Source organism: Cellulomonas sp. P5_C5, from assembly GCF_054049655.1.
The window spans coordinates 1-23,676 of the sequence record NZ_JBFULY010000038.1 but is presented as its reverse complement, the minus strand read 5'-3'; the positions used below and the strand labels follow the sequence as shown (position 1 = coordinate 23,676).

The window sequence follows — 23,676 nt, the reverse complement described above, 5'->3', positions numbered from 1 at the left end:
CCCTAGGCTGCAGACCGTGATCCCCGACGCCCTCCGTCCCCTCTGGACGGCCCCCCGAGCGCCCGGCGCACCCGCGCGGGTGTGGCGGGACTGGGTGCTCGTCGCCCTGCTGCTCCCCACCGCGGTGCTGGAGGGCGTGCTGCGGCCGGACGTGACGTGGCGGCCGGTCGCGCTCGTCCTGGCGCTCGTGGTGGTGCTGGCGCTGCTCTGGCGCCGGACCCACCCCCTGGGCGCGGTCCTCGCGGTGTTCGGCACCCTCATCGTGGTCGACACGGCCGCCCTGCTGGGCGGGGTGGCCGAGCTGGGGCTCTACACGACCGCCTGCGTCCTCCTGCTGCCGTACGCGCTGTGCCGGTGGGGGAGCGGCCGCGAGGTCGTGCTGGGACTGGCGGCGATCCTGCTGGCCACCGTGCTCGGGATCGCCGGGGACTACGCGGGGATCGCGGAGGCCGTGCTCGGCGTCGTGTTCATCCTGACGCCCGCGGGGATCGGCGCGTGGGTCCGGCTCGCCTCGACGTCACGGCTGCGCGAGCGCGACCAGGTGCGGCTGCGGGAGCGGGAGCAGCTGGCCCGGGAGCTGCACGACACCGTGGCGCACCACGTCTCCGCCATCGCGGTGCGCGCGCAGGCCGGGCGCGTGGTGGGTGCGTCGGACCCGCAAGCCGCCCTCGACGCCCTCGTCGTGATCGAGGGGGAGGCGTCGCGCGCGCTGACGGAGATGCGGCTGATGGTCAGCGCGCTGCGCGACGACGACACCGCGGAGCTGACGCCGCAGCGTGGCGTCGCGGACATCGAGCGGCTCGCGACCGGCGGACCACCGCAGGTCGACGTCGCGCTCGGCGGCGACCTCGACGGTCTCCGGCCGGCCGTCGGGGCCGCGCTGTACCGGCTCGCGCAGGAGTCGGTGACCAACGCGCTGCGGCACGCCCGGGACGCGTCGGCGGTCCGGGTCGAGGTGACGGCGGACGAGGCGTCGGTCCGGCTCACGGTCGTCGACGACGGTGAGCTCCAGGGGCGGGTCGGGACGGGGTACGGGCTGGTGGGCATGACCGAGCGGGCGTCGTTGCTGGGCGGCACGCTCGACGCCGGACCGGGTCCGGAGGGCGGTTGGACCGTGGTCGCGGTGCTGCCGAGGACCGGGGCAGCGGCATGACGATCCGGGTGCTCGTGGCCGACGACCAGGAGCTGGTCCGCACCGGCCTGTCGATGATCCTCGACGCGCAGCCGGGGATCGAGGTGGTGGGTCAGGCCGCGGACGGCCGGCAGGCGGTGTCGAAGGCCCGGGAGCTGCGTCCCGACGTGTGCCTGTTCGACATCCGGATGCCGGAGCTGGACGGCATCGAGGCGACGCGACGGCTGGCGGGGCCCGACGTGGCGGACCCGCTCGCGGTGGTCGTGATCACGACGTTCGACCTGGACGAGTACGTGCACGGCGCCCTGCAGGCGGGTGCGCGCGGCTTCCTGCTCAAGGACGCCGGCCCGGAGCTGCTGGTCCAGGCCGTGCACGCCGCCGCCGCCGGCGACGCGCTGATCGCGCCGAACGTGACGGTGCGGCTGCTCGCGGCGTTCGCCGCCACCGGGCGGCGCAGCCGGGTCCTGCCGCCGGTGGTGCCTCTGACCKGGCGGGAGGAGGAGGTGCTGCTGACGGTGGCCCGCGGACGGACGAACGTCGAGATCGCGGACGAGCTGCACATCAGCCTGAGCACCGTGAAGACGCACCTGGGCAGCCTCATGGACAAGCTCGGCGCCCGGAACCGCGTCGAGCTGGCGATGTGGGCGTACGAGTCGGGCCGGATGGACTAGCCGAGAGCCTCACGCACGAGGGGCGCGACCTCGGTGCCCAGCAGCTCGATGGACCGCAGCGACTCCGCCTGCGGCACGCCGGACAGGTCCATCTGGAACGCCTGCCGGTCGTGCTGCAGCACGCCGTGCAGGGCGACGATGCGCTCGGCGACCTGCTCGGGCTCCCCGACGAAGTACGCGCCGCCGCGTGCCGCCTGCGACTCGAAGGAGATCCGGTTGGGCATCGGGAACCCGCGTTCCGACGAGATCCGGCGCATCGACTCCAGCCAGTACGGGTAGAAGAAGTCCCGGGCAGCCTTGCCGTCGTCGGCGAGGAAGCCCATCCCGGCGACGGACACGAACGGCGCCGCCACCGGGTTCTCGGCCTGCGCGTGCGCGCGGCGGTAGAGGTCCACGAGCGGTGCGAACTGGGCCGGCTGGCCGCCGATGATCGCGTAGCTGACGGGCAGCCCGAGCAGCCCGGCACGCACCGACGACTGCGGGTTGCCGCCCGTCGCGACGGCGATGCGCAGGTGCTCGCCGTGCGGGCGGGGGAGGACCAGGGCGTCGTCGAGGGCGGGCCGGAACCGCCCCTGCCAGGTGGTGCGCTCGGCCGCGTCGAGCTGCAGCAGCAGCCGGATCTTCTCGTCGTAGAGCTCGTCGTAGTCCTCCAGCGACGCCCCGAACAGAGGGTAGGACTCGATGAACGAGCCGCGTCCGGCGAGGAGCTCCACGCGACCCTGCGAGAGGAGGTCCATGGTGGTGAACTGCTGGTAGACCCGGACAGGGTCCTCGGTGGACAGCACGGTCACGGCGCTGCCGACCGTGATCCGCGAGGTCTGCGCCAGGGCGGCCGCGATGACCGTCGACGGGGACGAGATCGCGTAGTCGGGGCGGTGGTGCTCGCCGATCCCGACGTAGTCGAGGCCGACCTCCTCGGCCAGCCTGACGCGTTCGAGGACGTCCCGGATGCGCTGGCCGGGGGAGGCGTCCCCGACGTCGCCGAACGTGTACATGCCGAGCTCCATACCGAGGCGAACGCATGGACAGCACGGACTGTTCCCGGTGTTCCCGCAGGTGAGGGGCGTGCGGGTTGAATCGTTTCCGGACATGTCATCCCATGAGTCGGTCCGGTGAACGTCGGATCACGATGTGGTCACGGTCACAGAAGAGAGTTGACATGGATTTGTAAGGAAGGTCTACTAACAAACGTGACAGCGACGACGCAGCCCCTCGCGGCAGCCCACGGAGTCGGTCGGGCCCTGCGCCCGACAGGCAAGGTGCTGCCCGAGCACGCCCGTGCGCACAACCGCTCGCTGGTGYTCGCCCACCTGTTCCACATCGGCCACTCGTCCCGCGCCGACATCGCCCGCAGCACCGGCCTGACCCGGGTGACCGTGTCCGGTCTGGTGGCCGCGCTGATCGCCGAGGGGCTCGTCGAGGAGCTCGGCGTCCGCGTCGAGGGGAAGGTCGGCAAGCCGGCCACGCTCGTCGGGATGCGGACCGAGGCGTTCCAGATCGTCGCGGTGGACCTCACGGACGACGCCCACCTGCTCGGCGCGGTGATGACCCTGGTCGGCGCGGTCGTCGTCCGACGGTCCGTCGCCCTCGAGGGGCGCACCGGGCAGGCGGCGGCCGACCTGGTGGAGAGCCTGTGCCGGGACCTGCTCACGGACGCGACCCGTCCGGTCATCGGCATCGGCATCGCGTCCCCGGGCGTCATCGACCTCGACGGCACCGTCGTCCAGGCGCCGAACCGGGGCTGGTACGACCTGCCGCTGGCGGCGAGCCTCACGGAGAGCCTGGGCGTCCCGGTGCACGTCGCCAACGACGCCAACACCCGTGCGCTCGGCGAGTTCACCTACGGCTCCGCGGCCGGGTCCGGCTGCATGGTCGTGACGATCGGGGAGGGCGTGGGCGCCGGCATCGTCGTCGACGGCGCCCTCGTGCTCGGTCGGCACCACGCGGCCGGCGAGATCGGGCACGTCACGGTCGTCGACGGCGACGTGCGCGACGAGCCCCCGCTCGACTGCGCGTGCGGCCGCTCCGGCTGCCTCGAGACCGTGCTGAGCGTCCCGGCCCTGCGCCGCCGGACCGCCGGTCTGTCCACCGAAGACTCCGACGCCGCCCTGGCGTCGGTCGGACGGTTGCTGGGCATCGCCCTCGCACCCGTCGTCAGTGCGCTCGACCTCGCAGAGGTCCTGCTCTCCGGCCCCCCGGAGCTGCTGGACGGCGCTCTGCGCGAGTCGGCGCTCGCCACTGTCCGCGCACGGACGATGCCCGTCATCGGGCACGGACTGGCACTGCGGATGGGATCCCTCGACGAGGACGGGGCGCTCGCTGGTGCGGCTGTCCTCGTCCTGTCAGGCCAGCTGGGGGTCTCGTGACGACCCCCAGCCGGCCCACTGCAGGTCGGAAGTACCACCCGGCGGCGCCGTCCGGCGCGCGCCTCGCTCACGGGAGGAACCCCAACGTGAAGATCCTACGTTTCGCGGCCGTCGGCGTGGCGGCCGCGCTCACGCTCACGGCGTGCGGCAACGGCGACGACGCCGCTGACTCGCCCACCGAGGCCGGCACGCCCGAGGCCGCCACGATCAAGCTGTGGCTCAATGGCACCGACACCCCGGACGCCCTGCGTGAGTACCTGACGACGACGTTCGAGTCGGAGAACCCCGGCTCGAAGCTCGTCATCGAGGAGCAGGACTGGAGCGGCCTCGTGCCGCGCCTCCAGACCGCGCTGGGCTCGGCCGACCAGACGCCCGACGTCGTGGAGATCGGCAACACGCAGTCGCCGACCTTCACCTACGCCGGCGCCTTCGCCGACATCTCGGACCTGTACGAGGAGCTGGGCGGCGACAGCCTGCTCCCCGGCTTCGTCGACGCGGGCAGCGCGGACGGCAAGTTCTACGCCGCTCCGTACTACTCCGGCGCTCGTGCCGTGTTCTACAACAAGGACGCGTTCGCCGCGGCCGGTGTCGAGGTCCCCACGACGCTCGCCGAGTTCACCGAGGCCGCCAAGAAGCTCCAGACGGACACGCAGTCCGGCTTCTGGTTCCCCGGCCAGGACTGGTACAACGGCGCCGCCTGGATCTACACCAACGGCGGTGACCTCGCGGTCCAGGAAGGCGACACCTGGAAGGGTGCGCTCTCCTCGGCCGAGTCGGTCAAGGGCCTCGAGGAGGTCCAGGACCTGTTCGCCAACGCGACCAACGCGCCGGCCGACAGCGACTCCAACGAGCCGTGGGTCCCGTTCAACGCCGGCCAGTCGGCCATGTTCTCCGCCCCCACCTGGGCGCGGTGGAGCATCGACCTGCCGCAGTGCAACAAGGCCGTCGACCCGGACGACACGTCCGAGGAGGCCAAGACGCTGCGCGGCGAGCAGCAGGCCTGCAACGAGGAGCACACCGGTGTCTTCCCGCTGCCGGGTCTGACCGAGGGCTCCTACGCCAACGGCTTCGCGGGCGGCTCGAACATCGCCGTCGCGGCGAAGTCCAAGCACCCCGAGCTGGCCAAGAGCCTCCTGAAGATCATGTTCACGGAGGAGTTCCAGAACATGCTCGGCGAGAACGGCCTGATCCCGGGCAACACGGAGTACGCCGCCTCGATGGGTGACGACGTGTACGCCAAGGCAGCCGTCGCCGCCGCGCTCAACGCCAAGCTCACGCCGGCGGCCGAGAAGTGGGCCGACGTCGAGGGTGACCGCATCCTGGAGGACTTCTTCCAGCAGCTCGCCACCGGTGCGGACGTCAAGGAGGCTGCCGCGTCGACGGACAAGCTCCTCGAGGAAGCACTGAACTGACCGCCACCCTGGCCGGCCGGATGCACCCGGCCGGCCGGGGCAGGTGATCCCCGAACCACCGGTCCAGCTGCCGCGTCGACCGACGAGGCAGCCGACCACCTGATCCGGGCACGACCGGGCCTGCCGACGCAGGCCGGCCCGGTCGTGCCACCAGACAGGAGCTCCACATGGCAGCCACTGCCCMCGCGCTGCAGCAGGACGACACGGTCGTCTTCCCGCGTCGCCGCCGCCGCAAGCTCGGCGTCTACGGCCTGCTCGTCCCCGCCGCGATCCTCATGGGCGTCGCGCTCGGCTACCCGCTCGTGCGCCAGTTCGTCATCTCCTTCCAGGAGTACGGCCTGCGCCAGCAGTTCGGCCAGCCCGCCGAGTGGGTCGGCCTGCAGAACTACACCGACCTGCTGACCGACCCCTACGTGTGGACGGTCATCGGGCGCTCGATCGCCTTCTGCCTGGTCAACGCCGCGGCGACGATGCTCGTCGGCGTCGCGTTCGCGGTCCTCATGTCCCGGATCGGGAAGCCCTCCCGCATCACGCTGCAGGTGGCGCTGCTCCTTGCCTGGGGCACGCCGGTCCTCGCGTCGATGACGGTCTGGCAGTGGCTGTTCGACTCGCAGTACGGCGTCATCAACTGGGTCCTGGCCAACGTGTTCGGGCTCGAGGACATGGCCGGCCACTCGTGGATCATCGAGCCGCTGTCCTTCTACTTCGTCGCGACGGTCATCGTCGTGTGGATGTCCGTGCCGTTCGTCGCGTTCTCGGTCTACGCGGGCCTGCTCCAGGTGCCCGAGGAGACGATGGAGGCCGCACAGCTGGACGGTGCCTCCGCCCGGCAGCGGTTCTGGAACATCACGATGCCGATGGTCCGCCCGGTCCTGTCGATCGTCCTGCTGCTGCAGGTGATCTGGGACTTCAAGGTGTTCACGCAGATCTACGTGCTCCAGCGCGCGGGCGCCCCGACCCGGGAGACCAACCTCCTGGGCACCCTCATCTACTCCTACGCCGACGAGTTCTCGCTCGCCGGTGCGCTCGCCACGATCATGCTGGTCATCACGCTCGCCCTCACCGGGTTCTACATCCGGAAGATGCTGAAGGAKGACGAGCTGTGAGCGCCGTCTCGGTCCCGGCACCCGCCCCGCAGGCCACGCCGCAGGAGATCCCGCTCCGCAAGGTGACGCGGTCGTCGGAGGCCGGTCGTGCCCAGTCGAAGGTCGGCCGCCGAGCGCTCGGCGTCCTCGCCGTCGTGCTGGCCGCCATGTGGGTCTTCCCCATCTACTGGATGATCAACAGCGCCTTCCTGCCGGTGAACAAGCTCCAGACGCCGGAGCCCACCTTCTTCCCGACGAGCGGCACGCTCTCGAACTTCCGCCGCGTGCTCGACGACCCGACGTTCTGGGCCGCGATGCGCATCTCGCTGGCGGTCGTCGTCGTCGTCCTCGTCGCCGCGCTGCTGTTCGCCTTCCTCGCCGCGCTGGCCGTCAGCCGGTTCCGGTTCCGCGGTCGCAAGGGCTTCATCCTCACGATCCTGGTCGTGCAGATGATCCCGGCCGAGGGCCTGTTCATCTCGCAGTACCAGATGCTCGACGGCTGGAACCTGGTGAACAAGATCGCCGGGCTCTCCCTGGTCTACACCGCGGCGATCCTGCCGTTCACGATCTGGATGCTGCGCGGGTTCGTCGCGGGCGTGCCGATCGAGCTCGAGGAGGCCGGGATGGTCGACGGGCTCTCCCGGACCGCCGCCTTCTTCCGCATCACGTTCCCCCTGCTGGCCCCCGGGCTCGTCGCGGCCGGTGTCTACGGGTTCCTGCAGGCGTGGAACGAGTACACCCTCGCGCTCGTCGTGATGACCGACCCGGCCCAGCGGACGCTCCCGCTCTGGTTGCAGGGCCTCGTCGAGTCCAACCGGGCCACCGACTGGGGTGTCGTCATGGCCGGGTCCGCCCTCATCGCGATCCCCGTCATCGTCTTCTTCCTGTTCGTCCAGAACAAGATGACGTCCGGGCTCGTCGCGGGTGCGGTGAAGGGCTGACGTGAACGCGCAGGGGATCCCGACGCCGCACTGGGCGCCGGTCGGGAGTCAGTGGTCGGTCGGGCTCGACGTCGGGGGCACCAAGGTGCTCGGCGTGCTGCTCGACGCCGACGGCGTGGTCCGGCACCAGCTGCGGTCGGCCACGGTCGGCGGAGCAGCCGGTGTGGTGGAGACCGCGGTGTCGGTGGTCGAGGAGCTGTGCGCGGGCGCCGGCATCCCGGTCGACGAGCTGGCCGGCGTCGGGATCGGCCTGCCCGGTGTGGTCGACCCGTCCGACGGCACCGTCGAGCACGCGGTCAACCTCGGCATCGAGGAGCGCACCCCGCTCGGCGCGCTCGTCGCCGAGCGGCTCGGCGTGCGGGTGCGCGTCGAGAACGACCTCACGGTCGCCGTCGTCGGCGCCGCCCACACGGTCGACGGCGGGCACGCCTCGACCCAGGACGCCGTGGTGCACGACCTCGCCTTCCTCGCTCTGGGGACCGGTCTTGCGGCGGGTCTTCTGCTGGAGGGGCGCCTGCGACGCGGGTCGACCGGTGGGGCCGGGGAGATCGGGCACCTGACGCTCGTCCCCGACGGGCTGCCGTGCAAGTGCGGTCAGCTGGGCTGCCTCGAGCAGTACGCCTCGGGCTCGGCGCTCGACACGGCCTGGCCCAGCAGGTACGGGCGCCCGGCGCCCGAGGAGCTGTTCGCCGCGGCCGAGGCCGGCGACGCCCGTGCGACCGAGATCCGGGACAAGTTCGCCTGGGCGGTCGCCGCCGCGGTGCGGATCCTGGTGCTGACCTGCGACGTCGAGCGGATCGTCATCGGAGGCGGCGTGAGCGCCCTCGGCCAGCCGCTGCTGCGCGCGGTCACCACAGAGCTCGACCGCGAGGCGCAGGCCTCGCCGTTCCTTGCGACCATGGGACTGGCGCGTCGCGTGAGCCTCGCGCCCGCGGACGTGCCGGTCGGCGCGGTCGGCGCCGCCCTGCTCGGCAGAGGGGAGTACGTCTGATGGAGGTCGTCATCGCACCGGGCCCCGAGCTGGGCCGGCTCGCCGCCGCGGCGATCGAGCAGCTGGTGCGGGACCAGCCCGACTCCGTCCTGGGGCTGGCCACGGGATCGAGCCCGCTCGCGGTCTACGACGAGCTGGCCCGCCGGCACGCCGAGCACGACCTGTCCTTCGCCCGCGTCCGCGCCTTCATGCTCGACGAGTACGTCGGCCTCGCCGCGGACCACCCGGAGCGCTACCGCAACGTCATCGACAAGGAGATCGCGTCGCGCGTGGACTTCGCGCCCGGTGCGGTGCAGGGGCCGGACGGCCTCGCCGAGGACCTGGTGGGCGCGTGCCGGGCCTACGAGGAGGCGATCGCGTCGGTCGGGGGAGTCGACCTGCAGCTGCTCGGCATCGGCACCGACGGGCACATCGCCTTCAACGAGCCCGGCTCGTCGCTCGCGTCCCGGACCCGCATCAAGACGCTCACGCGCCAGACGCGCGAGGACAACGCGCGCTTCTTCGACGGCGACATCGACCAGGTGCCGCAGCACTGCCTGACCCAGGGGCTCGCGACGATCATGTCCGCCCGGCACCTGGTGCTCCTGGCCACCGGCCGGGGCAAGGCCGAGGCCGTGCACCAGCTGGTCGAAGGGCCGGTCAGCGCGATGTGGCCCGCGACGATCCTGCAGCACCACCCGCACGTCACGGTGCTCGTCGACGACGCCGCCGCCAGCCGCCTCCAGCTGGCCGACTACTACCGCGAGACCTTCGCGGCGAAGCCGGACTGGCAGGGCCTCTGACGCCTCGGGTCAGGCCACGAGGGCGAGCAGCGCGTCCAGGCCCAGCAGGACCGCGACACCGACCACCGCGAAGCCGGGCAGCAGCCAGGCGGCGAGCGTGTCGGCGCGGACGTTGCGACGGCGCACCTCGGCAGGGTCGGCGCCGGGCTCCGTCACCAGGTCGGCCGTCGGGCGACGGCGCGCCCGCACGGTGCCGACGACGGCATCCCCGACCAGCAGCGTGATCCCCACCGCCGCCGCGACGCCGTCCGGCACGGTGGCGACGGTGGTGTCGAGGACGATCCCGAGGGTGACGGCTCCCGCCAGGCTCACGGCGACGACGAGGGCGGTCGCGGCACGGGCGACCCGGCCGCCCCGTTCGGCGGTCCACCCGACCGTCCGCACGGTCGCGACGGCGGCCACCAGCAGGAGCGGCAGGGCCAGGAGCCAGCCGGCGGTGACCACGAGGTCGGGCCCGTCCGTGCCGACCGACCCGAGCACGACCATGAGGCCGACGAAGCCGACGACGACGCGGCCGGCGGTGCGCAGGTCGTCGACGAGACCGGGGCCGGTCGGAGCTGCTCCCGCGGTGACGCTCCGGGCGTACTCGTGCGGGCCTCCGAAGGCGGTCGGGGCGTCGAGGCCGCTGTCCGTGCAGTACTCCTGGACCTCCGCGAGGATGTCGCCGATACGGGCGCCCGGCACGTCGCGCAGGCGCAGCGCGAGCACGAGGTCGTCGCGCCAGGCGGTGGGGACGAGGTCGGCCGGGTGTGCGGACGTCTGCTCGGTCATCGGTCGGTCCTCCTGGTCGTGGCCGGCTGGGCGTGCGCCGGATCGACGATGTCGCTGGTCAGGGCGGCGAACGACCGCCAGGCGTCGCCGCGGCGCACGAGCTCGTCGCGACCGGCGGCGGTGAGGGCGAAGTACTTGCGGCCGGGTCCACCGACGCCGGGCTGCCACTGCGTGGTCACCAGGTCCGCCTGCTCGAGCCGCGCGAGCAGGGGGTAGAGCGTCCCGCCCTTGACGGCGCCGAGCCCCAGCTGGTCGAGCCGAGCCGTGATCGCGTACCCGTAGGTGGTGCCCTCGGCCAGGACGGCCAGGACGCAGACGTCAAGGACGCCACGCAGCCACTCGCCGGGCCAGGGGTCGGTGCTCACGGACTAGACAGTACGACTGACTAGTCCGTCTGTCTATGTAGTCGACGACACCCGGACGTACCCGGGTCGTGTCCGCCCTCCGACGTACACTTCACGCCATGAGCGAGCCCCTGCCTCCGAGCACCGGACCCGACGACCCGTTCTCCTCGGACCCGGGCACGTCGACCAGCGTGCTGGAGCGCGAGGAGACCACCGAGCAGGTCGAGCCGGGGGACCACGAGCGCTTCGCGCACTACGTGCGCAAGGAGAAGATCCTCGACTCCGCCATCAGCGGCAAGCCGGTGATCGCGCTCTGCGGCAAGGTCTGGGTGCCGGGCCGGGACCCGAACAAGTTCCCCGTCTGCCCCGTCTGCAAGGAGATCTACGAGGGGCTGCGCGAGCCGCAGGACGGCGACAAGAACGAGGGCGGCAAGGGCTCCGGCGGGGGCCGGAAGTGGGGCTTCGGCCGCAACCCCGGCAGCGGCGGCGCGTGACGGCCGCCCCGCGCCCGTCCTCCCTCCCCTCGACCCACGCGTCCTCCTCGGCGGCCTCCCAGCTGCCGCCGGCGTTCCCCGCGCGTGCGCCCTGGGGCACGGCAGGCAAGCTGCGCGCCTGGCAGGCGGAGGCGATCGAGCACTACCGGACGTCGAACCCGCGCGACTTCCTCGCGGTGGCCACGCCCGGTGCCGGCAAGACGACGTTCGCGCTGCGCATCGCCACGGAGCTGCTGGAGGCCAAGGTGGTGCGCCGCGTGACCGTCGTCGCGCCGACGGAGCACCTCAAGCGCCAGTGGGCCGACGCGGCCGCCCGGGTGGGCATCACGCTCGACCCGAACTTCAGCAACGCCCAGGGCCGGCACGGCCACGGGTTCGACGGCGTCGCCGTGACCTATGCACAGGTGGCCAGCAAGCCCGCGCTGCACGCCGCCCGGACCGCCGCCGCGCCCACGCTGGTCATCCTCGACGAGGTGCACCACGGCGGTGACGCGCTGTCCTGGGGGGACGCCGTCCGGGAGGCCTTCGAGGGCGCCACCCGTCGGCTGGCGCTGACGGGCACCCCGTTCCGGTCGGACACGGCGGCGATCCCGTTCGTGCGGTACGACCGCGGCGGCGACGGCATCCGGCGCAGCGTCGCCGACTACACGTACGGCTACGGGGACGCGCTGCGTGACCACGTCGTGCGCCCGGTGATCTTCCTGTCCTACAGCGGCTCGATGCGCTGGCGCACCAAGGCGGGCGACGAGATCAGCGCCCGGCTGGGGGAGCCGCTGACCAAGGACATCACCGCGCAGGCGTGGCGGACCGCCCTCGACCCGAACGGCGAGTGGATCCCGAGCGTGCTCGCGGCCGCCGACCGCCGGCTGTCCGAGGTGCGTCGGGCCATCCCGGACGCGGGTGCGATGGTCATCGCCACGGACCAGACGGACGCCCGGGCGTACGCGGGGCACCTAGCGCGCATCACCGGGAAGTCCCCGACGATCGTGCTGTCCGACGACGACGGGGCGAGCGACCGGATCGACGAGTTCTCTGCGGGCGACTCGCGCTGGCTGGTCGCGGTCCGGATGGTCTCGGAGGGCGTCGACGTGCCACGGCTCGCGGTCGGCGTCTACGCCACCAGCACCGCGACGCCGCTGTTCTTCGCGCAGGCCGTCGGCCGGTTCGTGCGCGCACGGCGACGCGGCGAGACCGCGTCGGTGTTCCTGCCGAGCGTCCCGCAGCTGCTCGCTCTGGCGAACACCCTCGAGCTGGAGCGCGACCACGCGCTGGACCGCCCGAAGACGCTCGAGGAGCAGGGCGTCGACGTCGGCCTCGACGACGGGCTGCTCGACGAGGCCAACCGTGAGCGCAACGGTGCCGACGAGATCGGTCCGGACGGCAAGCAGGGCGCGTTCGAGGCGCTGGAGGCGCAGGCGTCGTTCGACCGCGTGCTGTTCGACGGCGGTGAGTTCGGCACGGGTGCCGAGATGGGGTCCGACGAGGAGCTCGACTTCCTGGGGCTGCCCGGGCTGCTGGACGTCGACCAGGTCTCCGCGCTGCTCCGGCAGCGGCAGGCGGACCAGATCAGCGGGCGGAACAGATCGGCCGCAGCGTCACAGCAGGCCCTGGCGGAGATGGACCACCGCAAGCAGGCGGAGCTCCGCAAGGAGCTGTCGCAGCTGGTGGGGGCGTGGGCGCGCAAGAGCGGGCAGCCGCACGGGTCGGTGCACAACGAGCTGCGGCGGCGGTGCGGCGGGCCGGAGGTCGCGCTGGCGGACCCGGACCAGCTCACGGCGCGCGTGGCGATGGTGCGCGGGTGGTTCGTCGGCAAGAAGTAGCCGCCGGCTCAATGAGCATCGCGCGATTACATCAAGCACAGGTAAAGTCGCAAGGCCCGTCTCACGATGCGGACAGCCTCATGCGACGGTAAACCTGCAGGTCACAGCCTTGGACACGTGACCACATAGCAGTCCGCGTGCCCCGCGCAACTTTTCTCTCGACGTGCCGACGCCCTCCAGCCCTGCCACATTTGTCCTGTGACACACGGCCCCGGGTACCCCCGGGTGCCGGATCGGTGACCACAGAACGAAAGGGTCAACCATGCCTAGCTGGCTCATCCTCATCCTCGTCGGTGTTGTCCTCGTCATCCTTGGCGTCGCGACGAACATCGGCCAGTTCCTCATCTGGATCGGCGTGATCGTGCTCTCAGTCCCCGAGCCGCAGCGCCACGGTCGGCACMGCTGCCTCGTCGTCCGACAGCMGTCGCGCCCCGCGCGGMAGCTCGTCACGCGAGGCGCGGTGCCGTTCTGCTGCCCGGGTCACCGCGTCCGCGCCGACCCACCGAGGATCGACCTCCCCGTCGGTCACCAGGGGCACGTGCAGCGCGCGCAGCGACTCGTCGGAGGACGTCCAGGCCCGGACCTCCTCGTCGGGACCCGAGACCAGCACCTCCTCGACGGCCCGCCCGTCGGCCCCCAGCCGTCGCGCTGCCGCCTTGCGCCCCCCGACGCTCGTCTTGCCCCGGGCGGCCTTCGCCACCGGCGCGAGCACCCCGTCGGCACCCTCACGGGCGACCAGCTTGTAGACCATGCCGCACGTCGGCGCCCCGGACCCCGTCACCACCGACGTGCCCACGCCGTACGTGTCGACGGGCGCCACCGCGAGCGACGCGATCGCGTACTCGTCCAGGTCCGACGTGACCGTGATCTTCGTGCCCGGGGCGCCGGCCTCGTCCAGCTGCGCCCGGACCTCGTGCGCGAGGACCCCCAGGTCGCCGGAGTCGAGCCGCACCGCCCCGAGCTCCGTCCCCGCGGCCGCGAGCGCGAGCTCCACCCCGCGGCGGACGTCGTAGGTGTCGACCAGGAGCGTCGTGCCGGCGCCCAGCGACGCCACCTGCGCCGCGAACGCGGACGCCTCGTCGTCGTGCAGGAGCGTGAACGCGTGCGCGGCCGTCCCGATCGTCGCCAGCCCGTACCGGCGCCCTGCCTCCAGGTTCGACGTCCCCACGAAGCCCGCGACCACCGCCGCCCGGGCTGCCGCGACGGCGGCCTCCTCGTGCGCGCGCCGCGACCCCATCTCCAGGCAGGGGCGGTCGACCGCCGCACTCGTCATGCGCGACGCCGCCGACGCCACCGCCGAGTCGTAGTTGAGGATCGACAGGACCAGCGTCTCCAGCAGGACCGCCTCCGCGAACGTTCCCTCGACCACCATGACCGGCGACGACGGGAAGAACGCCTCGCCCTCCGCGTACCCGACGACCGACCCCGTGAATCGGTAGTCCGCCAGGAACGCGAGCGTCGCGTCGTCGACCACACGTTCGTCGGCCAGCCAGTCGAGCTCCGCCGCGTCGAACCGGAAGCGCGGCAGCGACTCCAGCACCCGGCCGGTGCCCGCCAGCACCCCGTACCGCCGGCCTGCGGGGAGTCGGCGCGTGAACACCTCGAAGACGCAGCGCCGGTGCGCGGTCCCGTCGGCGAGCGCCGCCTGGAGCATGGTCAGCTCGTACCGGTCGGTGAGGAGCGCCGCGCTGGGCGGCTGCGGGGCGGTCATGGGCCCAACGTAGGGCGCGCGACTGCTCCGGACCTGGTGAGCGGTCCTGACTGTCGTGAGACCTACAGTGGGCGACGTGCCTGTACAGACCCTCCCCGACGCCGACGTGGCGCAGGAGGAGAAGACCGCGGTCGCCGACCCGTGGGTGACGATCGTCTGGAACGACCCCGTGAACCTCATGAGCTACGTGACGTACGTGTTCGAGTCGTACTTCGGCCACCCGCGCCAGAAGGCCGAGCGGCTCATGAAGCAGGTGCACGAGCAGGGGCGGGCGGTCGTGTCGACCGGGTCCCTCGAGGCCATGGAGGTCGACGTCCAGGCCATGCACGGGTTCGGGCTCTGGGCGACGCTCCAGCGCAGCGGTCAGTGATGCGCGCCTTCAAGCGTCGTCGCGGGATGTACGCGGCCCGGCTGGACACCGACGAGCGGGACGTCATCGCCGCGCTCGTCGCGGACGTCGCCGAGCTGCTCGGTGCCGGGCGCCTGGAGGCGCGGGACCCGGAGGTCGTGGTCGCCGGGGACGGCGACCCGCGGATGCGGCTGGAGCCGCTCCCGCCGCCGTCGGACCCCGCGGTGCGCCGGCTGCTGCCCGACGCGTCCCGCGACGACCCGGAGATCGCCGCGGAGTTCCGCCGGCTCACCGAGGACGACCTGCGCGCGGGCAAGGTCGCGCGCCTGACCAGGCTCTGGGACGCCCTGACGACGCCGGCCGAGGGCTGGYGGGCGGACGCGTTCGTCGTGGCGCCGCAGGACGCGCAGGACGTCGCCGCCGCGATCACCGACCTGCGCCTCGTGCTCGCGGAGCGCCTCGGGATCCGCACGGACGAGCAGGCCGAGCGGTTGTACGACGCGCTGGTGGACTCGCCACATGCCGACGTCGAGGGGGTCGACGAGGCGCTCGACCCGGCCGCGAGGCGGTACCTGGTCGCCGTGTACGGCGCACTGAGCTGGCTGCAGGAGTCGCTGGTCGACCTCCTGCTGCACGACCTGCGCGCCCCGGGGCGCCCGGCGGCCCCGTGAGCCGCCAGCGGTTAGGCTCGTCCGCGTGAACGACGCCCCCCTCGGCATCTTCGACTCCGGCGTCGGCGGGCTCACCGTGGCCCGGTCGATCCTCGACCAGCTGCCCCAGGAGTCCACCCTCTACATCGGGGACACCCTCAACACGCCGTACGGCTCCAAGCCGCTCGCCGCGGTGCGCGCGCACGCGCTGGAGGTCATGGACGACCTCGTCGACGCGGGCGTGAAGCTGCTGGTCATCGCGTGCAACACGGCGTCGTCGGCGATGCTGCGCGACGCCCGCGAGCGGTACACGCTGCGCCGCGGGATCCCGGTGGTCGAGGTGATCCTGCCGGCCGCCCGGCGCGCGGTAGCCGCCACCCGGACGGGGAAGATCGGCGTGATCGCGACCAAGTCCACGGTCGAGTCGCGCTCCTACGACGACGCCTTCGCCGTGGCGCCCGGGGTCGAGCTGACGACGCAGGCGTGCCCCGAGTTCGTGCGGCTGGTCGAGGCGGGCATCACGTCCGGCCCCGAGGTCCTGGCGTTCGCGCACGAGTACCTCGACCCCGTCCGGCGGGCGGGCGTCGACACGCTGGTGCTCGGCTGCACGCACTACCCGCTGCTCACCGGCGCGATCTCGTACGTCATGKGGGAGGAGGTCACCCTGGTGTCGAGCGCCGAGGAGACCGCCAAGGACGTCTACCGGACGCTCGTCGCGCACGACCTGGAGCGCGACCCGGCGGCGGGACCACCCGTGCACCGCTTCCTGGCCACGGGTGACCCGGACCAGTTCCGCGTCCTGGCGCGCCGGTTCCTCGGCCCCGAGGTCGAGGTCGTCGAGCCCAGCGCGGCCCTGCGGTGAGGCTCACCGTCCTGGGGTGCGCGGGCTCGTTCCCGAGCCCTGACTCGGCGGCATCCGGGTACCTGGTGCAGGCCGACGACGCCACCGGTCGCACGTGGACGGTCCTGCTCGACCTGGGGAACGGCGCCCTGAGCGCCCTGCAGCGGTTCGGCGACCCCACCCGGCTCGACGCGATCGCCGTGTCCCACCTGCACTCCGACCACATGGCCGACCTGGTGGTGCTCAACGTCCTGCGGCGGTACCACCCGGAAGGCCCGTGCGACCCCGTGCCGGTGCACGGTCCGACCGGGACCGCGGACCGGCTCGCGCAGATGTCCGGCAAGKACCCCGCGACCAGCACCGATGGTCAGTTCGACGTCGTCGAGTGGCAGGAGGGTGAGCCGGTGACCGTCGGCCCGCTCGTCCTCGTGCCGGTGCCCGTCGAGCACCCGGTCCCCGCGTTCGGGATCCGGGTGTCCGGACCGAGCGACGCCGACCCGTCGCAGACCGTGACGCTGGCGTACACGGGCGACACCGACGAGTGCCCGGGCCTCGGCACGCTCGCCGCGGGCGTCGACCTCCTGCTGTCGGAGGCGGCGTACCTCGAAGGGCGCGACGACGCCCTGCGCGGCGTGCATCTGACGGGCCGCCGCGCGGGCGAGGCGGCCGCCCGTGGGGGAGCCGGCCAGCTCGTCCTCACGCACATCCCCGCCTGGAACGACCCCGCCGTGACGCTGGCCGAGGCCGCAGGGGTGTACGACGGCCCGATCGCCCTGGCCCACCCGGGCGCGGTCCACGTCGTCTAGTCGCGACGTCGAGACCCCGCAACGTCCCCACCCGCCGGCGTACGGACATCCTCCGCGTGGGCCCGGCGACGTCCGCACAGGCGCGGGTTCCCGTCAGCCGGAGTGCGGACGCTGCGTCGGCGTCCAAGGGTGTCCGGGGGCGCCGTTAGGCTCGTCCGCATGACTTCTGCTGCCACCACCACGTCCGCCGCCGGGAGCCCGGTGCGCGTCCGCGCCGACGGCCGTGCGCCCGACCAGCTGCGTCCCGTGACCCTGACCCGCGGGTTCCTCGAGGCGGGGGAGGGCAGCGTGCTCGTCGAGTACGGGGGCACCAAGGTGCTCTGCGTGGCGTCGTTCACCCCGGGGGTGCCGCGCTGGAAGAAGGGCTCCGGCGAGGGCTGGGTCACCGCCGAGTACTCGATGCTGCCGCGCGCCACGTCCAGCCGGTCCGACCGGGAGTCGGTCAAGGGCCGCGTCGGGGGTCGCACGCACGAGATCTCGCGGCTGATCGGACGGTCGCTGCGCGCGATCATCGACGTCTCGGCCCTCGGCGAGAACACGATCGTGCTCGACTGCGACGTCCTGCAGGCCGACGGCGGGACCCGGACCGCGTCGATCACGGGCGCGTACGTCGCGCTGGCCGACGCGGTCGCGTGGGCCGTCGAGAACAAGCACGTCCCCGCGAACAAGGTCGTCCTGCGCGACTCGGTCGCCGCCGTGAGCGTCGGCATCGTCGACGGCGTGCCGGTGCTCGACCTGCCGTACGTCGAGGACGTGCGCGCGGAGACGGACATGAACGTCGTGGTCACGGGGTCCGGCTCGTTCGTCGAGGTGCAGGGCACCGCGGAGCACGCCCCGTTCGACCGTGCCGAGCTCGACGCGCTGCTCGACCTGGCGGTGGCCGGCACCGCGCAGCTGACGGCCCTGCAGGTCGCCGCGCTGTCGTCGGCACCCGGGGACGGCTCGGCCACGCGGCTGGTCCGGTGAGCGCGCGCCTCGTCCTCGCCACGCACAACGCCCACAAGGTCGGTGAGCTGCGCGCGATCCTCGCGCCCGTGCTGCCGGGGCTGGACCCGGAGTCGGTCGTCGGCGCGCGGGACGTCGGCGCTCCCGAGCCCGTCGAGGACGGCGTGACCTTCGTCGAGAACGCGCTGATCAAGGCACGCGCGCTGGCGGCGTTCACCGGGCTGCCGGCGGTCGCCGACGACTCCGGGCTGAGCGTCGACGTGCTGGGCGGGTCGCCCGGGATCTTCTCCGCGCGCTGGGCAGGCAAGCACGGGGACGACGCCGCCAACCTCGCGCTCCTGCTCGCGCAGCTGGAGGACATCGCCGAGCCGCACCGCGGTGCCCGGTTCGTGTGCGCGGCCGCGCTGGTCACCCCGGACGGCTTCGAGCACGTGGAGACGGGCACGCTCGAGGGTGTGCTCGCCGCCGCGCCGCGAGGGGCCGGCGGCTTCGGGTACGACCCGATCCTGGTGCCGACGGGCGAGACCCGCTCGTGTGCGGAGCTCACCCCCGAGGAGAAGAACGCGATCAGCCACCGGGGAACGGCGTTCCGCGCGCTCGTCCCGACGCTCGTGCGGGTGCTCGGCGGATGACCTGTCGTGACTGAGAGCCCCACGGGCGACGTGCAGCTCGTCGCCGACGCCGTCACGTACGGCCACCCGGGGCACCCCGTGCTGGATCGCGTGGACCTCGCGGTCAGCGCCGGGGACCGGGTGGGGGTCGTCGGCGAGAACGGTGCCGGCAAGACCACGCTGCTGCGGGTCCTCGCCGGTGAGCTGGCGCCGCAGTCCGGGGCCGTGCGGCGCAGCGGCACGCTGGCGTCGGTCGAGCAGGAGCTCGACGCTCCMGGCGGCGCGACCATCGGGACCTACGTCGCGGAGGCACTCGGCGAGGTCCGTGCGGCGGCCGCCGAGCTGGAGGCCGCGATCGACGGGTTCGACCACGAGACCGGTGACCTCGCGCGCCTGACCGCGGCGGTGGCCCGCTACGAGCACCTGGCCGCCTGGGATGCGGACCGCAGGGTCGACGAGGCGCTCACGCGGTTCGGGGCGCCACGGGACCCGGGCCGACGGCTCGACCGGCTGAGCGTCGGCGAGCGGTACCGGGTGCGCCTCGCGTGCCGGATCGGGGAGCGCGCGGACCTGCTGCTGCTCGACGAGCCCACCAACCACCTCGACGCGGCCGGCATCGACTACCTGACGGCCCGCCTGCGGGAGTGGCCGGGCGCGGTCGTCATCGTCACGCACGACCGGCGCCTGCTGGACGACGTGATGACGGCGATCCTCGACCTGGACCCCGCGATGGACGGCCGCCCCGCTCTGTACGGCGCGACGCGGTACTCGGACTACCGGTTCCTCAAGAGCCAGATGGTCCGCCGCTGGCAGGCGCGGTACCGGGCGGAGCGCAAGCGCGCGCTGGCGCTCGCGGAGCGGCTCGACTCGACGTACGAGAACCTCTCCGACGAGTGGCGCCCGCCCAAGGGCTCGCAGAAGCACCGTCGGGCGACGCGGGCGCGCGGGCACGTGAAGGCCGCCGACCGGCTCATCCAGAAGCTCGACGCCGAGGCCGTCGAGGTGCCCACCCCGCCGCTCGTCCTGACGTTCCCCGACCTGCCGTCGCTGCCCCCGGAGCCGCAGCCCGGCCCGCTGCTGGACCTGCGCGCACCCCTCGTGCGGGACCGGCTCGACCTCGCGGGGGTGCGGATCGAGGTCCCGCCGTGCGGGCGGCTCCTCGTCACGGGACCGAACGGCTCGGGCAAGTCGACGTTGCTCGCGGCGCTGGCCGGGTCGATCGCGCTCGACCGCGGGGTCCGCGCGATCGCGCCGGGCGTCCGGCTCGGGGTGCTCGCGCAGGAGGGGCCGACGGAGCATGCCGCGGCAGTCGTCGCCCACCCGCGTGCCGCCGGCACCGCCGAGCAGCTGTCGGGGTTCGACGCCTACGCCCGGCACGCGCTCACGCTCCTGGAGGCGCGCCTGCTCGACCCGGACCAGCTGGTCCCGGTCGCGGCGCTCGGCCTGCTGACCGAGGAGGACCTGGAGCGACCGCTGCGTGAGCTGTCCGTCGGTCAGCGCCGACGGTTCGACCTGGCGTGCGCGCTCCTCGCGGCCCCGCACGTGCTCATCCTCGACGAGCCCACCAACCACCTGTCCGTCGGGCTCGTCGACGAGCTCACGGCGGCGCTGCGGGCCACGTCGGCCGCCGTCGTCGTCGCCACCCACGACCGCCGGATGCGCGCGGACCTGGCGGACTGGCCCGAGCTCAGTCTCTGACGGGCCTCGGTGCGGGCGGCAGGACMTTCTCGAGGCCCAGGACCGCGAACGCCAGCACGAGGAAGATGACCGCCACGACTCCCGTGCGCACCAGCGCTGACTGGAGACCGATCTCGGAGACGTCGAGGAACGGGTACGGGTACCAGTCGACGACCGCGCCCCGCAGGAACGTGTAGGCGATCCAGCCGAGCGGGTAGACCAGCGACCACCCGACGACGGCGGGGGACAGCCGAGGACGCGGTCCGACGACGAACCACGCGACCACGGTCCCGACCGGGACGACGGTGTGCAGCAGGAGGTTCGAGAGCGCCCCGGCGGCCGTGAGGTCCTGGAGCCCGGAGAGCACCGCGTGGTAGACGATCCCGGTCACGGCGATGCAGAGCAGCGCGTCGAGCCGCAGGACCGCGAACACCCGGCCGCGGCGGTCCGGTCGCCACAGGAGCATCCCTGCTGCGACGGCCGCGAGGATGTTCGACTGGATGGTGAAGTAGCTGAACAGCCGCACCAGCCGCGTGCCGATGTCGTCGGACGTCAGCGCCCGGGCCAGCTCCATCGAGAGGCCCACGACCGCGGCGACGAAGACGACGCCGTGCAGGGTGCGAGCCAGCAGGTAGCGCGGCGTGGTGTCCGTCACGGCAGCCGGCCGACGTGCCCCATCGCCTGCCGCAGGAGCAGGCCCTGGCCGCCGTTCATCTCGAACTGGATCTGCTGCGCGCACGCCTCCTCGGGCGTCATCCACGCGAGGTCGATCGCGTCCTGCTGCGGCCGGCAGTCCCCGAGGACGGGCACCACGTACGCGAGGGACACGGCGTGCTGGCGGGGGTCGTGGTACGGCGTGACCCCCGGCGTCGGGAAGTACTCCGCGACCGTGAACGGCTGCGGCGACGCGGGGATCTGCGGCAGGGCGACGGGCCCGAGGTCCTTCTCGATGTGCCGCAGCAGCGCGTCGCGCACCCGCTCGTGGTACATCACGCGGCCACTGACCAGCGCGCGGGACATGACACCCTCCTGCGTGACCCGCAGCAGCAGACCGACCTGGACGACGTCGCCCGAGTCGTCCACGCGCACCGGGATGGCGTCGACGTAGAGGATGGGCAGCTGGGTGCGGGCGCTGGCGATCTCGTCGGGGCTCAACCAGCCGGCGGGACGCTCGGGGCCGCGGGGGAACTCGGCAGATGCGGTCACTGACCATGTCTACCGCCCCGCCGGGGCCGACGTCGGCCCCGGCGCGCGGATCACCCCCCGCCGAGGTGTGCGTCGCGACACCCTCGGGAATAGTCGTCGGTGGCTGCGCGCTCTATCTGGCGGTAACCGAGCACTGGAGGAACTCATGGCGACGACTGAGCTGACCGGCAGCACGATCGGCCAGACCATCAAGGACAACGAGATCGTCCTTGTCGACTTCTGGGCGGAGTGGTGCGGCCCGTGCAAGCGCTTCGGCCCGGTCTTCGAGGACTCCTCGGAGAACCACCCGGACGTCGTGCACGCGAAGGTCGACACGGAGGCCGAGCAGGAGCTGGCAGCCGAGCTGCAGATCTTCTCGATCCCCACGCTGATGGCTTTCCGCGACGGGATCCTGGTGTTCAACCAGGCCGGCGCGCTGCCTGCTCCCGCGCTGGAGCAGGTGGTCGAGGCCGTGAAGGCGCTCGACATGGACGAGGTCCGCGAGAAGATCGCCGCGGCCGCGACACAGGCCTGACCCACCGGGAGGACCGGTCCCCACAGCAGGGGACCGGTCCTTTCTGCGTGGGATGCCGGGTTGCGAATGCGCAACGGAAGTCCCGTTCGCGGCACGGCACGTGGTGGCGCCCGCTAGCGTCCGGCCGTGCCCACACCCCTGAACGCCCGATGGTCGCGTCGAGCGGTCGCCCTCACCGTGCTCGTCCTCGCGGCGGGCGGGTGCTCGTCGGACCCCGCGAGCACGCCTGCCTCGGAGGCGACGGCCGAGGCGGTGGACCTTCCCGTCCAACCGCTCAACCTGCGCGAGGTCCCCGCACCGTCGCTCGAGGGGAACCTGCTCGGTGACCCGACCGAGCGTGAGGTGTGGGTCTACCTGCCGCCGCAGTACTTCGCGTCCGAGGATCCGCTGCCCGTCGTGTACTACCTGCCCGGGTTCGGTGAGGAGCTCGTCGTCGGGGTGGACATGCCCGCCGACCTGGACGAGGCGTTCGCGTCGATCGACCCGATGATCGTGGTGGTGGTCCCGGGGGTGACCTCCGTCGGGKGCAGCTTCTACGTGGACTCCCCGGCGAACKGGGACTGGGAGTCGTTCGTCACGCAGGACGTCGTGGAGTACGTCGACGCGAGCTTCCGCACCCTGGCGGACGCCGGGTCGCGAGGCATCGCGGGGTTCTCGATGGGCGGCTTCGGCGCGCTCAACCTGGGCATGCGCCACCCCGAGGTCTTCGGTGCGGTGTACGCCACGGCGCCCGGCCTGCTGGACGAGGGCGGCCTCACGGAGATGGACCTCTTCGCGTTCGACAACCAGATCGGCGCCACCCTGGACACCCTGGAGGCCGCCGAGTCGCTGGAGGGCGCGGCACTGGGCGAGGCGCTCGGGTCCTCGCCGCGGCAGTTCGACCTCGCGTACGGGCTCGCCTTCGCCCCTGCGACGGAGCCGCCCTACCTCGTCTACCCCTTCACGCGGACGGGAGACGTCCTCACCAGGGACGACGACGTGTGGGCGACCTGGGAGGCCGGGTTCGGCGACTGGGACCTCAAGGTCGCCGAGTTCGAGGACAACCTCGCCGGACTGTCGGGCCTCGGGTTCGACTGCGCCGGCGACGACGACTACGAGTGGATCCCCGACGGCTGCGCCCGTCTCGACGCCCAGCTCACGGCCGCGGAGATCGACCACCAGTACACGGTCACCTCCGGAGGCCACGAAGGCGGGTCCGGTCCGCAGATCGTCGGCGCGCTCCTGCCGTTCATGGCAGACCACCTCGTCGACGAGCCCACCGGGTAGTCACACGTCAGAAGGACCGGCCCCCGTGCAGGGGCCGGTCCTTCTGCGTGCGTCCGGAACCTCCCTCTACCGCTGGAGGGTCAGCAGGCCCGGGCGGTAGGGCAGCAGGCCGTAGTCCCCGCCCGAGCTGGGCGAGCGACCCTGGTAGAGCAGCTGCAGGTTGCAGGGGTCGATCGTCATCGTCTGGTCGGCGCTGGTGCGGATGAGCTCACCGTGGCTGATGTCGTTGGTCCACGTCGCACCGCTGTTGGCCTTGCCCGCGAACGGGTTGCTCTCGCTGGCGGCCTGCGG

Annotated in this window: 26 protein-coding genes; 19 read left to right on the top strand and 7 right to left on the bottom strand. The window is 72.7% G+C overall.

Features of this window, described 5'->3' with window-relative positions; all coding sequences use genetic code 11:
- Positions 1-16 precede the first annotated feature (16 nt).
- Together ACXJKF_RS20425 and ACXJKF_RS20420 are read left to right on the top strand one after the other, a co-directional pair.
- Complete coding sequence (locus ACXJKF_RS20425) at positions 17-1,153, top strand: sensor histidine kinase (RefSeq protein ID WP_456789559.1); 1,137 nt, start codon at positions 17-19, stop codon at positions 1,151-1,153.
- Positions 1,150-1,803 carry a response regulator transcription factor gene (locus ACXJKF_RS20420; RefSeq protein WP_456789558.1) on the top strand — a complete coding sequence of 218 codons (654 nt, stop codon included), beginning with the start codon at positions 1,150-1,152 and terminating at the stop codon, positions 1,801-1,803. The genes ACXJKF_RS20425 and ACXJKF_RS20420 overlap by 4 nt, the downstream gene beginning before the upstream one ends.
- On the opposite strand, the gene ACXJKF_RS20415 is transcribed toward ACXJKF_RS20420, so the two are convergent.
- A complete protein-coding gene (locus tag ACXJKF_RS20415; RefSeq protein WP_456789557.1) occupies positions 1,800-2,798 on the bottom strand; it encodes an LLM class flavin-dependent oxidoreductase in 999 nt (332 codons plus the stop codon). The genes ACXJKF_RS20420 and ACXJKF_RS20415 overlap by 4 nt on opposite strands.
- Positions 2,799-2,993: 195 nt before the next feature.
- Here ACXJKF_RS20415 and ACXJKF_RS20410 point away from each other — a divergent pair, with 195 nt between their 5' ends.
- The 6 genes from ACXJKF_RS20410 to nagB all read left to right on the top strand — a co-directional run bounded on the left by ACXJKF_RS20410 (position 2,994) and on the right by nagB (position 9,380).
- Positions 2,994-4,169, top strand: a complete 1,176-nt coding sequence (locus tag ACXJKF_RS20410; RefSeq protein ID WP_456789556.1) for an ROK family transcriptional regulator — start codon at positions 2,994-2,996, stop codon at positions 4,167-4,169.
- Positions 4,170-4,255: 86 nt separating this feature from the next.
- Positions 4,256-5,581: an extracellular solute-binding protein gene (locus tag ACXJKF_RS20405; RefSeq protein WP_456789555.1), complete on the top strand. Its 1,326-nt coding sequence runs from the start codon at positions 4,256-4,258 to the stop codon at positions 5,579-5,581.
- 167 nt (positions 5,582-5,748) lie between these two features.
- Positions 5,749-6,687, top strand: coding sequence for a carbohydrate ABC transporter permease (locus tag ACXJKF_RS20400; RefSeq protein ID WP_456789554.1), 939 nt, complete (start codon positions 5,749-5,751; stop codon positions 6,685-6,687).
- Positions 6,688-6,734: 47 nt separating this feature from the next.
- Entirely contained in the window at positions 6,735-7,607 is an 873-nt protein-coding gene (locus ACXJKF_RS20395) for a carbohydrate ABC transporter permease (protein WP_456789586.1), read from the top strand.
- A gap of 1 nt (position 7,608) precedes the next feature.
- Positions 7,609-8,598, top strand: coding sequence for an ROK family protein (locus tag ACXJKF_RS20390; protein ID WP_456789553.1), 990 nt, complete (start codon positions 7,609-7,611; stop codon positions 8,596-8,598).
- Positions 8,598-9,380, top strand: coding sequence for a glucosamine-6-phosphate deaminase (nagB, locus tag ACXJKF_RS20385; RefSeq protein ID WP_456789552.1), 783 nt, complete (start codon positions 8,598-8,600; stop codon positions 9,378-9,380). The genes ACXJKF_RS20390 and nagB overlap by 1 nt, the downstream gene beginning before the upstream one ends.
- 9 nt (positions 9,381-9,389) lie before the next feature.
- Here the strand turns inward: nagB and ACXJKF_RS20380 are convergent, their stop codons facing one another.
- Together ACXJKF_RS20380 and ACXJKF_RS20375 are read right to left on the bottom strand one after the other, a co-directional pair.
- Positions 9,390-10,151 carry a hypothetical protein gene (locus ACXJKF_RS20380; protein ID WP_456789551.1) on the bottom strand — a complete coding sequence of 254 codons (762 nt, stop codon included), beginning with the start codon at positions 10,149-10,151 and terminating at the stop codon, positions 9,390-9,392.
- Positions 10,148-10,516 (bottom strand): PadR family transcriptional regulator, encoded by a 369-nt coding sequence (locus ACXJKF_RS20375; RefSeq protein ID WP_456789550.1) that lies wholly within the window; start codon positions 10,514-10,516, stop codon positions 10,148-10,150. The genes ACXJKF_RS20380 and ACXJKF_RS20375 overlap by 4 nt, the downstream gene beginning before the upstream one ends.
- 98 nt (positions 10,517-10,614) lie before the next feature.
- Between ACXJKF_RS20375 and ACXJKF_RS20370 the strand changes: the two genes are divergently transcribed.
- Together ACXJKF_RS20370 and ACXJKF_RS20365 are read left to right on the top strand one after the other, a co-directional pair.
- Positions 10,615-10,989, top strand: a complete 375-nt coding sequence (locus ACXJKF_RS20370; RefSeq protein WP_056021576.1) for a DUF3039 domain-containing protein — start codon at positions 10,615-10,617, stop codon at positions 10,987-10,989.
- Positions 10,986-12,809: a DEAD/DEAH box helicase gene (locus ACXJKF_RS20365; RefSeq protein ID WP_456789549.1), complete on the top strand. Its 1,824-nt coding sequence runs from the start codon at positions 10,986-10,988 to the stop codon at positions 12,807-12,809. The genes ACXJKF_RS20370 and ACXJKF_RS20365 overlap by 4 nt, the downstream gene beginning before the upstream one ends.
- Before the next feature lie 367 nt (positions 12,810-13,176).
- Here ACXJKF_RS20365 and ACXJKF_RS20360 read toward each other — a convergent pair whose 3' ends face one another.
- Positions 13,177-14,520 (bottom strand): nicotinate phosphoribosyltransferase, encoded by a 1,344-nt coding sequence (locus ACXJKF_RS20360; RefSeq protein ID WP_456789548.1) that lies wholly within the window; start codon positions 14,518-14,520, stop codon positions 13,177-13,179.
- A gap of 76 nt (positions 14,521-14,596) precedes the next feature.
- Here ACXJKF_RS20360 and clpS point away from each other — a divergent pair, with 76 nt between their 5' ends.
- The 7 genes from clpS to ACXJKF_RS20325 all read left to right on the top strand — a co-directional run bounded on the left by clpS (position 14,597) and on the right by ACXJKF_RS20325 (position 20,420).
- A complete protein-coding gene (gene clpS / locus ACXJKF_RS20355; protein ID WP_082571012.1) occupies positions 14,597-14,890 on the top strand; it encodes an ATP-dependent Clp protease adapter ClpS in 294 nt (97 codons plus the stop codon).
- Positions 14,890-15,540: a DUF2017 domain-containing protein gene (locus tag ACXJKF_RS20350; protein WP_456789547.1), complete on the top strand. Its 651-nt coding sequence runs from the start codon at positions 14,890-14,892 to the stop codon at positions 15,538-15,540. Before clpS ends, ACXJKF_RS20350 begins: the two co-directional genes overlap by 1 nt.
- 25 nt (positions 15,541-15,565) lie before the next feature.
- Positions 15,566-16,381, top strand: coding sequence for a glutamate racemase (murI, locus tag ACXJKF_RS20345; RefSeq protein ID WP_456789546.1), 816 nt, complete (start codon positions 15,566-15,568; stop codon positions 16,379-16,381).
- The gene (locus ACXJKF_RS20340; protein ID WP_456789545.1) at positions 16,378-17,166 is read left to right on the top strand and encodes an MBL fold metallo-hydrolase; all 789 of its coding nucleotides are present in this window, start codon (positions 16,378-16,380) and stop codon (positions 17,164-17,166) included. Before murI ends, ACXJKF_RS20340 begins: the two co-directional genes overlap by 4 nt.
- 159 nt (positions 17,167-17,325) lie before the next feature.
- Positions 17,326-18,132 (top strand): ribonuclease PH, encoded by an 807-nt coding sequence (rph, locus tag ACXJKF_RS20335; protein WP_456789544.1) that lies wholly within the window; start codon positions 17,326-17,328, stop codon positions 18,130-18,132.
- Positions 18,129-18,743, top strand: coding sequence for an RdgB/HAM1 family non-canonical purine NTP pyrophosphatase (gene rdgB, locus ACXJKF_RS20330; protein WP_456789543.1), 615 nt, complete (start codon positions 18,129-18,131; stop codon positions 18,741-18,743). Before rph ends, rdgB begins: the two co-directional genes overlap by 4 nt.
- 30 nt (positions 18,744-18,773) lie before the next feature.
- A complete protein-coding gene (locus ACXJKF_RS20325) occupies positions 18,774-20,420 on the top strand; it encodes an ABC-F family ATP-binding cassette domain-containing protein (RefSeq protein ID WP_456789585.1) in 1,647 nt (548 codons plus the stop codon).
- Here the strand turns inward: ACXJKF_RS20325 and ACXJKF_RS20320 are convergent.
- Both ACXJKF_RS20320 and ACXJKF_RS20315 read right to left on the bottom strand, forming a co-directional pair.
- Complete coding sequence (locus ACXJKF_RS20320) at positions 20,410-21,054, bottom strand: Pr6Pr family membrane protein (RefSeq protein ID WP_456789542.1); 645 nt, start codon at positions 21,052-21,054, stop codon at positions 20,410-20,412. The genes ACXJKF_RS20325 and ACXJKF_RS20320 overlap by 11 nt on opposite strands.
- Positions 21,051-21,605: an NUDIX hydrolase family protein gene (locus ACXJKF_RS20315; protein WP_055921398.1), complete on the bottom strand. Its 555-nt coding sequence runs from the start codon at positions 21,603-21,605 to the stop codon at positions 21,051-21,053. The genes ACXJKF_RS20320 and ACXJKF_RS20315 overlap by 4 nt, the downstream gene beginning before the upstream one ends.
- Before the next feature lie 145 nt (positions 21,606-21,750).
- Here ACXJKF_RS20315 and trxA point away from each other — a divergent pair, with 145 nt between their 5' ends.
- Together trxA and ACXJKF_RS20305 are read left to right on the top strand one after the other, a co-directional pair.
- On the top strand, positions 21,751-22,119 hold the full coding sequence (gene trxA, locus ACXJKF_RS20310; protein WP_056021551.1) for a thioredoxin: 369 nt from the start codon (positions 21,751-21,753) through the stop codon (positions 22,117-22,119).
- Positions 22,120-22,245: 126 nt separating this feature from the next.
- The gene (locus ACXJKF_RS20305) at positions 22,246-23,385 is read left to right on the top strand and encodes an alpha/beta hydrolase (RefSeq protein WP_456789541.1); all 1,140 of its coding nucleotides are present in this window, start codon (positions 22,246-22,248) and stop codon (positions 23,383-23,385) included.
- Between the two features lie 66 nt (positions 23,386-23,451).
- Here ACXJKF_RS20305 and ACXJKF_RS20300 read toward each other — a convergent pair.
- Positions 23,452-23,676: non-reducing end alpha-L-arabinofuranosidase family hydrolase (locus ACXJKF_RS20300; RefSeq protein WP_456789540.1), on the bottom strand; the 225-nt coding region annotated here is incomplete at its 5' end.